General features: G+C 59.1%; 15 protein-coding genes and 2 tRNA genes. 4 read left to right on the top strand and 13 right to left on the bottom strand.

Annotated elements, in window-relative coordinates; translation table 11 throughout:
• Positions 1-24 precede the first annotated feature (24 nt).
• Positions 25-1,521, bottom strand: coding sequence for a MotA/TolQ/ExbB proton channel family protein (locus NZ740_07540; protein ID MCS6771863.1), 1,497 nt, complete (start codon positions 1,519-1,521; stop codon positions 25-27).
• Between the two features lie 186 nt (positions 1,522-1,707).
• Here NZ740_07540 and NZ740_07535 point away from each other — a divergent pair.
• Positions 1,708-1,799: transfer RNA gene (locus NZ740_07535), tRNA-Ser, on the top strand.
• Positions 1,800-1,927: 128 nt separating this feature from the next.
• On the opposite strand, the gene NZ740_07530 is transcribed toward NZ740_07535, so the two are convergent.
• The 6 genes from NZ740_07530 to crcB all read right to left on the bottom strand — a co-directional run bounded on the left by NZ740_07530 (position 1,928) and on the right by crcB (position 6,214).
• Positions 1,928-2,362, bottom strand: a complete 435-nt coding sequence (locus tag NZ740_07530; protein ID MCS6771862.1) for a DUF4405 domain-containing protein — start codon at positions 2,360-2,362, stop codon at positions 1,928-1,930.
• A 50-nt stretch (positions 2,363-2,412) separates the two neighbouring features.
• The gene (locus NZ740_07525) at positions 2,413-2,853 is read right to left on the bottom strand and encodes an arsenate reductase ArsC (protein ID MCS6771861.1); all 441 of its coding nucleotides are present in this window, start codon (positions 2,851-2,853) and stop codon (positions 2,413-2,415) included.
• 4 nt (positions 2,854-2,857) lie between these two features.
• Positions 2,858-4,030 (bottom strand): MFS transporter, encoded by a 1,173-nt coding sequence (locus tag NZ740_07520; protein MCS6771860.1) that lies wholly within the window; start codon positions 4,028-4,030, stop codon positions 2,858-2,860.
• Positions 4,031-4,153: 123 nt separating this feature from the next.
• Positions 4,154-4,486 (bottom strand): multidrug efflux SMR transporter, encoded by a 333-nt coding sequence (locus tag NZ740_07515; GenBank protein ID MCS6771859.1) that lies wholly within the window; start codon positions 4,484-4,486, stop codon positions 4,154-4,156.
• Between the two features lie 56 nt (positions 4,487-4,542).
• Positions 4,543-5,826 (bottom strand): DUF190 domain-containing protein, encoded by a 1,284-nt coding sequence (locus NZ740_07510; protein MCS6771858.1) that lies wholly within the window; start codon positions 5,824-5,826, stop codon positions 4,543-4,545.
• Positions 5,827-5,836: 10 nt separating this feature from the next.
• Entirely contained in the window at positions 5,837-6,214 is a 378-nt protein-coding gene (gene crcB / locus NZ740_07505; GenBank protein ID MCS6771857.1) for a fluoride efflux transporter CrcB, read from the bottom strand.
• Positions 6,215-6,629: 415 nt separating this feature from the next.
• Between crcB and rlmD the strand changes: the two genes are divergently transcribed.
• Complete coding sequence (gene rlmD / locus NZ740_07500) at positions 6,630-8,063, top strand: 23S rRNA (uracil(1939)-C(5))-methyltransferase RlmD (protein ID MCS6771856.1); 1,434 nt, start codon at positions 6,630-6,632, stop codon at positions 8,061-8,063.
• Between the two features lie 15 nt (positions 8,064-8,078).
• Here rlmD and NZ740_07495 read toward each other — a convergent pair whose 3' ends face one another.
• The 6 genes from NZ740_07495 to NZ740_07470 all read right to left on the bottom strand — a co-directional run bounded on the left by NZ740_07495 (position 8,079) and on the right by NZ740_07470 (position 11,985).
• Entirely contained in the window at positions 8,079-8,762 is a 684-nt protein-coding gene (locus NZ740_07495; GenBank protein MCS6771855.1) for a gamma-glutamyl-gamma-aminobutyrate hydrolase family protein, read from the bottom strand.
• Entirely contained in the window at positions 8,759-9,442 is a 684-nt protein-coding gene (locus NZ740_07490) for an FAD-binding oxidoreductase (GenBank protein MCS6771854.1), read from the bottom strand. The genes NZ740_07495 and NZ740_07490 overlap by 4 nt, the downstream gene beginning before the upstream one ends.
• A 33-nt stretch (positions 9,443-9,475) precedes the next feature.
• Entirely contained in the window at positions 9,476-10,411 is a 936-nt protein-coding gene (gene murB, locus NZ740_07485; GenBank protein ID MCS6771853.1) for a UDP-N-acetylmuramate dehydrogenase, read from the bottom strand.
• On the bottom strand, positions 10,408-10,980 hold the full coding sequence (locus tag NZ740_07480) for a cob(I)yrinic acid a,c-diamide adenosyltransferase (GenBank protein MCS6771852.1): 573 nt from the start codon (positions 10,978-10,980) through the stop codon (positions 10,408-10,410). Before NZ740_07480 ends, murB begins: the two co-directional genes overlap by 4 nt.
• Before the next feature lie 156 nt (positions 10,981-11,136).
• On the bottom strand, positions 11,137-11,898 hold the full coding sequence (locus NZ740_07475; GenBank protein MCS6771851.1) for a PTS sugar transporter subunit IIA: 762 nt from the start codon (positions 11,896-11,898) through the stop codon (positions 11,137-11,139).
• A gap of 11 nt (positions 11,899-11,909) precedes the next feature.
• A tRNA-Thr gene (locus NZ740_07470) sits at positions 11,910-11,985 on the bottom strand.
• A 128-nt stretch (positions 11,986-12,113) separates the two neighbouring features.
• On the opposite strand from NZ740_07470, the gene NZ740_07465 reads away from it, so the two are divergent.
• Together NZ740_07465 and NZ740_07460 are read left to right on the top strand one after the other, a co-directional pair.
• On the top strand, positions 12,114-13,106 hold the full coding sequence (locus NZ740_07465) for a hypothetical protein (GenBank protein ID MCS6771850.1): 993 nt from the start codon (positions 12,114-12,116) through the stop codon (positions 13,104-13,106).
• 198 nt (positions 13,107-13,304) lie between these two features.
• A partial coding sequence (locus NZ740_07460) for a PTS sugar transporter subunit IIA (protein ID MCS6771849.1) occupies positions 13,305-13,519 on the top strand: 215 nt, incomplete at its 3' end.

The raw sequence follows: 13,519 nt of genomic DNA, 5'->3' as shown, positions 1-13,519 counted from the left end.
GATGCCCATCTTAAAACTTCCGGTTTATTCTTCGCGCAGCGTAATGATGCGAGGCCGGCTCAACCGGTTGCACAATTCGGTTGTCGCCTGGAGCTGTTTCCTCAAATCTTCGAGAGTCGCCTTGAATGCCTCGGACGCGGACAAGGTCGCCAGAGTCTGATCAATCGATTGGCTGACTTTCAGAAGCCCATCGATATTCGCCGCAAGGCGGCTTACTTCCGTCATTTTTTCCGCAAGATCGCGGGAAGCGGTCGCCATCTGTTCAGACACTGCGCGGGCGCTGGATTGCAGCGACTCGGCGCCCTCGCGATAGCTGCGCGCAATACGCTCGGCGGTCGCGTTGATGTCGGCGGCAACCTCCCTGAATCGCGTGGCCTCCTGCTCGCCGAGCAAGCGGCGAGCCTCCAGCGTCCGATCATCTTGCTTCCGGATTTCGTCGGCCAACCCACGAAGGCTCTGCTCCACCGCGGTGCCGGCACCACTGAGCTGATCTGCCAGCCGTTGCCCCATGTCGCGGAGCGCTGTTTCATACTTTGCCGAAAGACCCGCAAAGCGCTCTTCCACCGCCGCCGCGGCCCGATCAATCGAGCGGGTAAACACTTCATCGTAACGGTCCGGGTCGGGTATGTAGCGGCGGAATGCGGCCTCAATGGAGTCCTCCAGATTCTCAATCACGATCGGTTTTTGTTCCGGAGACGGAAGACGCGCCAGCAGGACGTCTTCCAAATAATTATCGATTTCGCCGAAGAGGTTTTCTTCCCGACGCTGAAACGCCGTCAATGGGAACATCAGCAGCGTTGTGAGAATCAGAGCCAACAGGGTCGTGTCGAAGGCAACGCCGAGACCCAGGGTGACCTTCCCAATGGCCTCCTTGATGGCGCCGACGTCAGCCGCGCCGCCCAAAACGCCGAATCCGGCGACAGCCTGCCCGAGCCCGTTGACCGTTCCAATAAAGCCCAGAATCGGAATCGCCCACATCAACGCCCGCGCCAGCGAATAGGAAGAGTCTGACGCGGCTTGATCACGGGCCGACTCCGATTGCAGATAGGTGGCCAGCCGGGAAACGTCCTTGCTGCCCAGCCAGAGGGCGAGGGCGCGATCGAGTCGGTTCAGCAGAATGCTCCACTCAAATTCAGGCCGTTGGGGCAAAGAATCTCGAAATGCCTGCAGAGCGGCGTCATCGTTCAAATCCAGCTCCGGCGGCAGCGGATTTGACGCCACCACTCGAAGATTGCGATTCACAATTCGGCTCTTGAGCGCGATCAGCGAACCCACCATGAAAGACATCAGCAGTTCCAAATACTGAACAGGTCCGCGATCGTTGATGATGCCGTAGAGGTAGTCCGCTTTGGTCCCCTTCAGGGGAATAACGGCGAGCGCCACCAGAACGGTGCCCAGTATGCCGACGGTGATCTGTATAAATACGTTGGCGTCGGTCCCCGGCCTCGCGCCCCGTAGTGACTGAAATTCTTCGGGTTGGGCTTCCAGCGGGACTTCGGACTGTTGTTCGGTCTGATCCATATCGCCCCCGTAGTTATTTATTTGCTTTTGTGGGCTGCTGATGCTCCGCGCGAGCTTGACCGATTGAATACGCGAAAAATTGATGCCAAGTCAAGGCAATGCTGGCGCAAAATCAAACGATTTGGTTCCGGGCTTGCCAGGGAGCGCTTAAACAGATAGTGTGCCAATGCTGTGCTCAACCACAACGGAGAGGTGGCTGAGTGGTCGATAGCGGCGGCTTGCTAAGCCGTTATACGGGTAACACCGTATCGAGGGTTCGAATCCCTCCCTCTCCGCCATATTCTTGATTGGGCAACGTCGGCCTATCACGACGAAAGAAAACAGTCACCTTACTGGATTTTGAACGGAAAGTTTCAAGTGTGTCTCTTGGGTTTCTGTTGGGACCCTTTCTTTCGGGCGCAGAATTTCAGGGGATAGAATAGCTTCGTTGGGACGATCGTGGATCCGAGACATCTCTCCCCTCTCCTCCCTGATACCCACGCTCTTCAGCGAAGCCCCGATGCTCCACCGGAAGAATCCAGACGGCCAGCACCAACAGCAGACCCGCTAACAAGCCCACCAGAACCGGCCATTTCAGACCGGGCCAAGCCGTGTACCAGAGCCACTTCCAATGAAGGGCGAGATGGAGCAAGACCAGCGCAATCGCCACATATGCCAGCCACGCGTGCAGGTCGCCCCATTCATGCCGGCTCAAGCCCCATATTTCGAGCCCGCGACCTCCGCGGCTTCCGGGCGGCAATCGATACCGGAGGATGAATCCGGTGGCCGCCATCAGGCTAATGGACAGCCAGAGCAGAAAATCGACGATCCGATTCCACGTCAGTTTGTTTGCAAGCTTCATGGGGAAATCCATATCCAGGAAACGGTCCTCTGGAACTATTAACGAGGCGACTAGCTCAAATATTGTTCGATCGTTGCGACAAAATTACGAATCTGATCCCGGACTCTTCGATAATGACCCAACGCCTCTTCCTCGCTGCTGGCCATTTTCGCCAGCCTGGGAGGGTCGTCGAATCCCACGTGAATTACGCGCGACGCCCCGCGCAACCAGGCGGGGCAGGTTTCATCCGCATGCCCGCAAACCGTAACCACGACATCGAACGCCTCCCCGCGGAGTTCTTCGACCGTCTTGGACCGCTGCGCCGAAATGTCCACTCCTGCCTCGGCCATGACGCGGACCGCATTGGGATTGAGTCCGTGCGCTTCAAGTCCGGCTGAAAAGGGTTCAATCGAATCCCCCTTGAGAGCCCGCGCCCAGCCCTCCGCCATCTGGCTGCGGCAGGAATTCCCGGTGCACAGAAAAAGAATCTTCAACTTGCGCGCTCGGTTCATGAGGCTACTCCCTTGGTCGGCTCCTCACTAGCAAGGACCCCGCAAAAAAAAGGACGCTGCAACAGGCAAAAGCCGCTTCCCGGCCGAAATGCATCCATAGAAATCCGACGGCTGCGCTGCTCAAAAAATCGCCTATTCCATTGACCGTTGCCAGGGTGCCAAACCCCATGCCGTGGTGTTCGCGATCCACGAGCTCCGCGGCAAGGGCATCTTCCAGCGACTCCTCGATTGCCATGTAGATTCCACCCAGCGCAAAGATGACGCAGAATACCGGAAGGCGGAGCGGGGCGAGGGCAAGGAGAAGGCCCATCACGCCAGCCAATGCGTAGCCGGCCGACAAAATCCGACGCTTGTCAAACCGGTCGGCCAGCCAGCCGGCGATGTAAGCGAATGCCGCATTCAACACGTTCCGAAACAGGTAAAGCGCTGTTGCGGCGAGCGAGGCACGTTCCGCCCCCATCGAGGGGGTGAGCGACTCCACTGCTAGCAGGATCAGTAGCGTGTGCGAAAAATCGCCGATCCCGAAAACGCCCACGCCCAGTAGAAATCGGCGGAACCCGAGAGGCAGGGCGGCAAGTCGAGCCGCGAATGAAACGTGGGCAACAGGGGTCCTAGCCCGCTCGCGAACGAGGAGGGCAATGGCGGCAGCCGCTGCTAGGCCGGGAATCAGAGTTATCGCCAAAACGGCATCCGCCCGATGGCCCGTCCACTGCAGAAGCACAAGGGCGGTGGCCGGGCCGACAATCGCGCCCAGGGTGTCCATCATGCGTTCAAACCCAAAAGCGCGCCCATAAGCGGGCGCCTCCACCGATGCCGCAAGGAGCGCCTTGCGGACCGGCGTTCGAATCCCGCGCCCAAACCAAGCCGCAGTACGGGCCAACAGCACGTGCCACGCCTGAGACGCCAGACCGATGGCCGCCGTCCCGAAAGCCGTGATGATATACCCCACTACGGCGATGGGTTTTCGTCGTTGAAATTGGTCGGTGTAATAGCCGGAGCCCATTTTGGCGAACGAGGACACTGCGTCCGCCGTTCCCTCAATCAAACCCAGCCACGCCGCCGAAACACCGAGCCCCGCAAGGTAAACCGGCAGAACCGCAGTGGCTATCTCATGAGACCAGTCGCTCAGCAGACTGGCCAGCCCGATGCCAACTACGCATCGGTTCAGCCATTTCACGCGGGATCCCGATCGTTTACCTATCAAACTGGGGCAGCCTCCATTGCCGGACTCCACCCCCGAGCCCGGGCATGCCCCGGCGCGCTGCTGTTCGCTCGGGATCACTGGCGCGAAACCATGGGTTCAGGGTCCCGAGGTCAATTTGAGGCCAACTATTCCGCCGATGATGGCCAACAAACTCACCAACCTCAGGGCATCCCGGCTTTCCCCGAGAAACAGAATTCCAACAAGGGCTGTTCCCGCCGCGCCGATACCGACCCATACGGCATAAGCCGTGCCGATCGGAATCTCGCGCGCGGCGACAGAGAGCCCGTACATGCTGGCAGCCACAAAGAGGAGAGCCAATAGCGACGGCACCGGACGCGTAAAGGCGCGGGTGTGCGGCATGAGCACTGCATAGACGATCTCGCAGAGCCCTGCGACGATCAACCACGTCCACGGTGAACCTGTTCGCATACGTCAAACTCCTAGCCGGGGAACGATCCAACCTTCGCATGTCGGTACGTGGACGGTCAAACGGCTCCCGCGCCCAACCGGAGAAGTCCCGACCGTGTGACCATTCCCAGGAACCGACCGGCTGAATCCACAACCGGAATCTGCTTAATCCCTTTCTCGGCCATTAGGCAGACCGCCTCCTCGACCGGCGTTTCGGCCCGCAAGGTCGCCTCCGGAGCTTTCATTATATCAGCCGCTGTGCGACTGCGCAGGTTTTTGAACAGGTCATCTCGGCGCCTGCCGACTTCTCGAAACGGCCATTTATCGAGCAGATATTCCCAAAGCCCCGTTTTGTGCTCGGCAAACGCTTCCAGCAGGTGCTTGTCCGTAATCAGCCCGCAAAGAATTCCCCGTTCGTTCACCACCGCCGCGCACTGCACGTCGGTGGTGTCAACCAGCCGGATCACTTCCTCGAGCGGCGTATCGGGTCGAACGGATGGGACGCTGGCCTCGATGAGGTCTCCCGCGGTTCGAATGGTTTGGACGTCCACCTTTTGCGACTGTAGCGACGCGGTCGTCGGAGCCGCCCTTTGAATTGCGCGGAAAACATCCAGCCGCGAAAAAATTCCCACCAGGCGCCCCTCGGAGTCCACCACCGGCAACCGTTTGATCTTATGCTTGATCATCAAGTCCACGGCGACGCGAACCGTCTCATGCTCCCTCACCGTGACGACGGGCTGACTCATGACGTCAGCCGCCTTCATCGACCCTAGGCTTTGCAAAAGGCTGTTCACATGGTCGGGGCCAAAGGCCTCGAGCAGGCCTCTCCGGATCGGCATGCCCGCGCGCCGAATCAGGTCGCCCTGGGTCACAATGCCAACGGGCCGTAGATTCGTGTCCACCACGGGTACGCCGCCAAACCGCTCGCGCATCATGGCGGACAGGATTTCGCTGAGCGGCGTATCCGGCCGGGCGCGGTACGGATCGGGGGTCATCGCATCTCGCACCCGCAGATGCCGGGGCAGAAGGCAAGCCCTGACTCGATGAAGTCGGACATGAGTGTCTCTCACAGCAACAATCCCATCCGACACCAGCTTCTCGATCTCGGGCAGGATGCGCTCTACCTCCGCCGCAGGCAGGATCACCTCGATTTTTAGCGGCATGTTGAAGGAGAGCACCTCGATGCCATGGGCGGCCATTTCTCCGTTTTCGTAACACCCTGCGATGCCCCGCAGGACGATGCACCGCGCTGCCAGCTTCTGGTCCCGAACGAATTCCATAATCCGCTGAGCAACCGGAGCGCCTTGCACTCGCGCCTCCTCGCTGGTGAAGATTTCAATTACGGAGTACGGAATGCTCATGGGGCCCTGTTCACCGCACCCATTTGGCGGCCAGGATCCCGGCGGCCGCCAACGCCAAGCCCCCTACATTATTGATCAGTACATTCAAAAGCAGCGCGCCGGCGCCGCTTTGCCGGCCTGCGGCAACGCTTTCCACAGCAAACGCCGAGAAGGTCGTCAGGCCGCCCAGAAAGCCCGTCATGACGAACAGGCGGGCTCCGGGGCCAATCCATGAGGTCCTTTCCGCAATCCCGTAAACGAGTCCTATGAGAAAGCATCCGGCCAAATTCACAATCGCTGTACCCCATGGAAATGAGGTGCCGAACCATCGCGCCGAGAGCACAGCCGTTCCGAAACGTGCGAGCGACCCCAGTCCACCGCCGATAAAAACCAGCAACACTTTATCCATCTCGCTCTGTCCGGCCGAGGTGGGAGGCCCACCCGCCGTCTAGGAATCTAGCTTTGGCACGGAACGCCGAGCAAGCCACAATCCGGCGGGTTCACCAAACCCATCCCGCATCTTGCCCCAGCTCAGCTCCAAAGTCGGTGCCAGAACCACCATTTTCGCAAACAGCGAAATTTCCATGCGATGGAAAACGAGCACGATGGTTTTTCCATGCCATGGAAAATTTGACGTGCGGTTTTCCATTCCATGGAAATTTGTACAAACGTTTTTCCATTCCATGGAAAAAGCGAGGGGCGGCTGGCGAAGGCTGTCCGCATGCGCATCGGAAAATGCCGCGCGGTGCCGAGACATCGACTTTTCATTCGGTTTGCGGGTTGGAGCGGCGCAATCGCGGCGGTATAAGGAACCCCGCTGAAGGATGACAACGACGTATAGAAAGCGTCAGCGCATTGAGGTGGTCCTGTCCGACATGGGGGATGGAGATCGCTGTTTCGGCCGCCTGGCCGACGGTATGGCGATGTTCGTGAGTGGACCGGCGGCCGTTGGCGACCGGGTGGCTGCCGAAGTGACGAAAATCAAGCCGAATTATCTCGAGGCAAGGCTCGTTGAGGTGCTGGACCCCTCGCCCAGCCGAATCACGCCGCCTTGCGTCCATTTTGGCGTGTGCGGCGGCTGCAAGTGGCAGCATGTCGATTATGCCGAGCAACTGCGGATCAAACGAAAATTTGTTGAGGACGCGCTGGCACATATCGGCGGGATCTCCGGACACGTGGTTTTGGATCCCCTCCCCTCGCCGCTCCCCTACGCCTACCGGAACAAAATTGAATTTTCCTTTGGAAATCGCCGCTTCATCCCGCCCTCCGAGCTGGGGCGGGAATCGTCAGCCGCCCGGCATGATTACGCACTTGGATTTCACGCCCCCGGACGTTTCGACAAGGTAATCGACATCGGCACATGCCTACTGGCGACCCCATTCATGAACCGCGTGTTGGACCTGACTCGCGAGTTCGGCCTTGAGCGAAATCTGAGCGCTTATGACACGCGGCGGCATGTGGGGTTTTTACGAAATCTCGTGATTCGCCATGCTGTCGGCACGGACGAGACGATGGTTTACCTCATCACGTCGGAGCACGATCCCCGCCTCATGGCTGATTTTGACGCATTTCTGGAAGCAAAACTGGGCGGGGCGCTGACCACACTGGTCAACGGAATTACCACACGGCGCAACACCGTGGCCCGCGGTGACCGTGATATCGTGGTCCGCGGGCGCGGGGTGATTCGCGAGCGGCTGGGGAACCTGTACTTTGAAATATCACCGACTTCTTTCTTTCAAACGAACACCGTCCAGGCGGAACGGTTGTATGGCGAGGTGCTGAAATCAGCGGGGCTGACGGGCCATGAGGTCGTTTTCGATCTTTATTGTGGAACGGGAACCATTGGCCTGTGGCTGGCGCCACATTGCCGCCGCGTTCTTGGATTTGAGGTTGAAGCGGCTTCCATTCGCGACGCGGAAGCGAATGCCAGGTTGAACGGGATCGGGAATGCCGAATTTCTCGCAGTGGATTTGAAGGATTTTACCGCGGCGATACGCGCGCTTCCGGACGTTCCATTTCCCGATGTCGTGGTTGTCGACCCGCCCCGCGCAGGACTTCATCCCCGAGTTGTAGCCGGGCTGAGGGCCTTGAAGCCCCATCGAATTGTGTATGTGAGCTGCAATCCGGCAACTCTAGCGAGGGATGTCCGTGAATTGTGCGCCGATGGACTCTATCGACTTGGATCAGTTCAGCCGGTCGATTTATTTCCCCAGACGGGCCACATCGAATGCGTGGCTCCGCTTAATCTGGCGGGATAGAGAGAATCGCAAACGTCAGTCGATGAGGTAGCTACGCCAGTGATCCACGAGCCGCGCGGCCGCCGGGTGGTCCGGATTGAGACGTTCCGGATGCCATTGGACGGCAGAAATCCGCAAGTTTGGATCCACCGATTCGACGGCTTCTATAATTCCGGCGCCACTGACTGCGGCAACCACGAGCCCGCTGCCCAGCCGATCGGGATCGATAGCCTGGTGATGGGCGCTATTGGTTTCCACGACGTCCGCAAAGGCGGCGCCCAAACGGGTGGATGGGTCGGCTTTCAACGCGTGAACCTCGTCGTAGCTTTCGACCTTCTCGTGCCGTTCGACGTCGGTGGGCACGACGTCTGGGACATGTTGAATGAGACCGCCGCCAAAGAACACGTTCAGGATTTGGATTCCGCGACAGATGCCGAAAATCGGCCGTCCCATGTCGAGGAATTCGCGAATGAGTCGGATTTCAAGCTCATCGCGCGGCGGGTGGACCCCGTACACCGTCGGATGCCTCCAAGAATCCCCGTAGCGAGAAGGTTCAACGTCGCCTCCACCGGGTAACAGGAGGGCCGCGAACTCGTCCAGGGATCCGGGGTGTTTATAATTCGAATCGATCATATGCGGTTCAGCGCCGCACGCTTCGACAAATGCCTTGTAGCGGGCCACCGAGGGCCCATCTTCGGGGTATGTCAGCAGCCACTTCATCGCTCGGCCGAAAATTGTGCATTAAAGAAGCATTCCCGATGAATCTGTGTCAATGGCACGCCGCGTTCCTGCAAAAAACGGCCGACCTCGTCAATCATCGCATCTAGTCCGCATAGATAGTAATCGAGATTGCCAACCGGCAATTCCTCCATGCATTCCGTTATCCGGCCTCGGCGACAGCCGTTAATGTCCTCGCGCGAGACGAAGCATTCCGCTCCCCATGTGTCCCGCAACCAATCTGCATCGACGAGGTCCACTCCGAGTCGGCAACCGTATCGAAATGCGGCAGGCCGCCGAGCTCCCGGCGAGCGCAAATAGGCGAGGAAGGGGGCGATCCCTGTCCCTGTCGCCATAAAAACGAACGGCCGTATGGCGGCATGGGCTCCGGGTCGGAACCAGCCGAACGGAGCGCTCGCGCGGACGACGTCGCCCGGCTGACGGGCGCACAAAAATGGACTCACATCGCCGCCCGGCATTCGCCGAATAATGAACCTTAGGACCGGTTCCTGCGTCCCCGACGCGATGCTGTACGGCCTCGATACGCGGCCATCACCGGCGTAGAGGGCCATGCAGTCGCCGGGGGTGAATTCCAGGCCGCGGCGTTCCAGTTCGATCACGAATATATCCGGCCCAATATTTCGGACAGAAACCACGGATCGAATTTCGTCGCGAGGATCCATCGCTAGGTCGGCCTGCAAATCCTGTCCGATCCCTTAGTTGGGCCGGTTTTCCCCCCAGTCGCCGAGAAGACGGACCTCCCGCTGAAGTTCGATGCCGAACCGTTCCTTCACAAGCGCAGCCATTTGGCGCGACAGCTCGAGAACGTCCGCCGCCGTGCATCCGCGCTCGGCGATGATGATGTTCGCGTGTTTCTCATAGGTGCGGGCGCCGCCCACGCGCAGTGATTTGGCGCCCGCCTGTTCCAGATACCAGCCCGCGGCCTGCCTCCGGCCAGCTTTCGACGTCGGTTCAATATTTTTGAAAAAACTGCCGGCTGTCGGAATGCGGGTCCAATCGGGATGCTTGGCGGCTCGGATCGCCAGAATCTCCTGGCGCTGGATTCGCAGTCGTTCGCGGTCGCCTGGCCGCAGGCGAAGCCGGGCCGATACCACAATCACGTCGGAATCAGCCAGCGCCGAGCGGCGGTATCCGAAGCCCAATTCATCAGCCTTCAACTCTCTTTCCTCGCCATCCCGGTCCATGACCGTGACGGAGAGAATCCGGTCGCCAATTTGCTCGCCGAATGCGCCGGCATTTCCCACAATCGCGCCGCCAACGGTGCCGGGAATTCCCGAGCAATACACCAATCCGTCCAGACCATTGAAGACTGTGAATGACACGAGGTCGTCCAGCTTCGTGGACGCCTGAACTGTGAGTTCATTGCCCTGGCGCGCGATGACCGGTTTTTCGCTGTAAAAACGGATCACATGGGTATCCATGCCTCGGTCGCTGACCAGTAAGTTGGAGCCTCCCCCGATCAGAACAAACGGCTCCCCCTTCTCGCCGAGCTGGTTGACCGCCCTCAAAAGCTCGGTGCGAGTCGCACAGTTGAACAGGCCGCGGCAGGGCCCGCCCAACCGGAACGTCGTGTAATTGGCAAGGCGGGGCCCTTTGGTGCGCCGCGCTGCACCCGGTTCGTACGTCTTCATGTGCCCTGCAAATCCTTGCGCTTGCGCAACTCCCTCAACGACAGGGATTCTCCTTCCTCCAGCCGCGCGAGCAGCCACAGGTAGTCCGATAGCCGGTTCAGCCAGATGAGCAGATGGCGGTTGTCGATCAGCCCCGCCCGTTGCAAACGAACGGCCCGCCGCTCAAGTCTGCGGGCGATGGCTCGGGCAAAATCGAGGAAGGCCGCGCCGCGCGAACCGCTGCCACCTGGGATGATGAATCCGTCGGGCATCCGGATACGCGCCTCGAGAGAAGACCTGCGCGACTCAAACTCGCTAAGTTCCGCCTCGCCAATCCGCTGTTTCAGAAGATTGACGTGGTCGACCGCGGTCGCCAATTCGGCGCCCACCGTGAAGAGATCGCGTTGAATCAACAGAATGTCGTTTTTGATTTCTTCCGACTCGACATGACATCGCGCGAGGCCGAGGGCGCTGACCAATTCATCGAGGTCGCCATAGGCCATGGTACGGGGCGAATCTTTGGGCACCTCTTCTCCGGAAAAAAGGAATGTGGTGCCGCGGTCACCCACCTTTGTCGTGATCGAACGCATGAGCGGGAACGGTACTCCCGCCACGCATTTCCGGCAAGTGGGCTCGGCGCGAGCTTTCCCGCATGGCGATGCCCATGATACCGCCGGCAGCGTGTTTGAGGTTGATCCTCGCGAACTTCAACCGCCTGGCGGTGCGGCGGTCGAGCACTGGATCCTCTACATATCCTTGATGATCTCCTGCTCGGCGCTGATCAGCAGGTTATACATTTCCTCGGCCGTTTCCGCCTCGCGGAGATCGATCAGAAGGGTGGTTTGGTAACACAGCACGCAAAGTCGGGCGAGGACATGCAAGTGAATCTTGTCCTCCTGACAGCAGACCAGAAAAAAGAGGTCCGTCATCATGCCGTCCGGCGCGCCGTAGGGCACGGGCTGGACGGTTCGCCCAAAAACGAGGAAAGAATCCTCAAACATGTAAGGCTGGTGCGTCCGCGGGTGGAGCAGGGCGATTCCCCCCGCGAGCGCCGTCGAACACATCTGTTCACGTTCCTTGAGGCTCTTCAGCAGGTCCGCCTTCTGGAGCAGAAGACCTGTCTTGTCCGCCAGCGCAACCATATCGTTGATGACGGCGGCCTTGGTCTTCGACTTTAGCGCAGGGTTGATATATTCGACCTTTAGCAATTCGGGAATGATCGCATGCTGGCGGTCGAGGTTGTGCGGCTTGGGACGTGGAGTGTATCGTTCCTCGTCGATCTCCCCCTTTTTCGAGCCGATGATCCGTTTCGACGCCCACTCGTCAATCTCGCTGCGAATGAACACGAGCTTTTCGCCGCGTTTTTGGTACGGGATTTCATTATCCCGCACGAGCCTTTCGACATCCGCTCGCGAGAGGTGAAGGTAATCGGCGACCTCGTACAAATTGAAGATTCGATGAGGAACGCGGGTGGTTTTCGCACCCGCAGATGTTGATGTTTTACCCATATAAAAAAACGTGGAGCCAACGGACGGATTCGAACCGACGACCTGCGCATTACGAATGCGCTGCTCTGCCAGCTGAGCTACGTTGGCATCCGTAGTGTGTAGGTTAGTGACTACCGTCCAAAAGTCAACTGTCGATGAGGACCATCCGCTAATCCCCCGCGATGATCCGGGCGGCAGGCTTGTTTTTTAGCGCTTCCCAAGAGTACTCTCGCCACATGCGCCGAATTCTCGCCTTGTTTGCAGTTCTCATGTGCAACGGCTGTGTAACTCCTCTTCCGAAAGAGGAGCCGACCGGACCGTTAAGTCCCGAACAAATACGCGCCCTTTTCAAAAAAGCGCGCCCCCCACAGGCCTTTGGCCTGACGGTCTACACCACGGAACGGGGACCCCTGTTCGCAGGCGCTCACCGCGTTCGGCCGGAACAGGTGGCGGTTCTCTCATTTGCAGGCGATAAATCATCTCGCGTGCCCCTTATCGCCGTCGGCGCGAGAGGCGACATCCGTGCTGTTGCCCTTCTCGACACCGCCGCGAGGGAAAATTGGATCTCCTTGAAACGCGCCGCCCAGTTCGCGATGACACCCCTGGCGGGTTCAGCGCCGTATGAGGCCAATCCTGCGCATGTTTACGACGAAATCAGCGGCTATGCCGCTTTGTTGCCACGCCTCACTCTTGGATCGGTCCAGGTGGACAATAGCATTCTTTTCATCCGGGCGGCGCATGGGTCGATCGGTCCGCTAGCGAGGTGGATCCAGTCCCCCACCCCAGACCTCGTGCTCGGCGTGCCATTCATGCGCGCTTTCAGCTTCACAACGTTGGATTTTCCCGGGCGGCTCGCCGTTTTCGCCAGCGGAATGCCCTTCCCAGGGGCGCCGGAGGACCGATTAATCGAAAAGGTCAAACTGCTCGAGGTTCGCGGCGCCCTTGGGGTGGAGGGCACCATCGCGGGTGAGCCGGTCACATTCATTCTGGACACGGGCGGAGATTTTCAGGTGACCATGAGCGAGCCTAAAGACCCAATAATACGCCGACTTTCAATCGGCGATCTTGTTCTGTCCAACGTAGAGGTCACGCCCTCTCTCGACGCAGGACTCGGGGAAATCGAATATCCGCGGATCGGCCGAGGGATTCTGTCTAAATACAAGGTCACCTTCGACTTCCGGAACCGCCTCGTGTGGTTTGAGCGACCCCTTGAGGATGATGGCGAATAAAGCCGCCAGCGCGAGATTCTCTCCACTCCCGCATCCCTACGGCCCCGACCATCGCGATTTTTTTGCGCGTGACGCCGCGAAGGCCACGCGAGACGTTCTCCTTGCCATGCCAGGGTCTCCGAGAAGAAAGCCGATTCTTTGCGGATTGACCCCGTGAAAGGTGTACCGTAAAGATGAGCGCCTTCAAAAGGACTCGACATGAACCCGAAACGGGTATTGTCCAAAGACACCATCGTGTTGGCGCTCAAAGCGACCACAAAAGAAGGAATTATCGAAGAGCTGATTGACGTTCTTGTGCGCGCCGGCCGCGTCAAGGACCGAAAGGCGGCTCTGAAGACCGTCCTTGAGCGAGAGCGGAAAATGTCGACCGGCCTTCAAAACGGTATCGCCATCCCCCACGGCAAGACTGACTC

The organism is Kiritimatiellia bacterium (assembly GCA_025054615.1).
GTDB lineage: Bacteria > Verrucomicrobiota > Kiritimatiellia > CAIVKH01 > CAIVKH01 > JANWZO01.
Note: the sequence above shows the minus strand (reverse complement) of the source record. Positions and strands in the feature narration are given on the sequence as shown.

Bases quoted from the DNA above. Each gene is read 5' to 3' on its own strand.
- NZ740_07540 (MCS6771863.1), bottom strand. From the start codon at position 1,521: ATGGATCAGACCGAACAACAGTCCGAAGTCCCGCTGGAAGCCCAACCC.
- NZ740_07530 (MCS6771862.1), bottom strand. From the start codon at position 2,362: ATGAAGCTTGCAAACAAACTGACGTGGAATCGGATCGTCGATTTTCTG.
- NZ740_07525 (MCS6771861.1), bottom strand. From the start codon at position 2,853: ATGAACCGAGCGCGCAAGTTGAAGATTCTTTTTCTGTGCACCGGGAAT.
- NZ740_07515 (MCS6771859.1), bottom strand. From the start codon at position 4,486: ATGCGAACAGGTTCACCGTGGACGTGGTTGATCGTCGCAGGGCTCTGC.
- NZ740_07510 (MCS6771858.1), bottom strand. From the start codon at position 5,826: ATGAGCATTCCGTACTCCGTAATTGAAATCTTCACCAGCGAGGAGGCG.
- crcB (MCS6771857.1), bottom strand. From the start codon at position 6,214: ATGGATAAAGTGTTGCTGGTTTTTATCGGCGGTGGACTGGGGTCGCTC.
- rlmD (MCS6771856.1), top strand. From the start codon at position 6,630: ATGACAACGACGTATAGAAAGCGTCAGCGCATTGAGGTGGTCCTGTCC.
- NZ740_07495 (MCS6771855.1), bottom strand. From the start codon at position 8,762: ATGAAGTGGCTGCTGACATACCCCGAAGATGGGCCCTCGGTGGCCCGC.
- NZ740_07490 (MCS6771854.1), bottom strand. From the start codon at position 9,442: ATGGATCCTCGCGACGAAATTCGATCCGTGGTTTCTGTCCGAAATATT.
- murB (MCS6771853.1), bottom strand. From the start codon at position 10,411: ATGAAGACGTACGAACCGGGTGCAGCGCGGCGCACCAAAGGGCCCCGC.
- NZ740_07480 (MCS6771852.1), bottom strand. From the start codon at position 10,980: ATGCGTTCGATCACGACAAAGGTGGGTGACCGCGGCACCACATTCCTT.
- NZ740_07475 (MCS6771851.1), bottom strand. From the start codon at position 11,898: ATGGGTAAAACATCAACATCTGCGGGTGCGAAAACCACCCGCGTTCCT.
- NZ740_07465 (MCS6771850.1), top strand. From the start codon at position 12,114: ATGCGCCGAATTCTCGCCTTGTTTGCAGTTCTCATGTGCAACGGCTGT.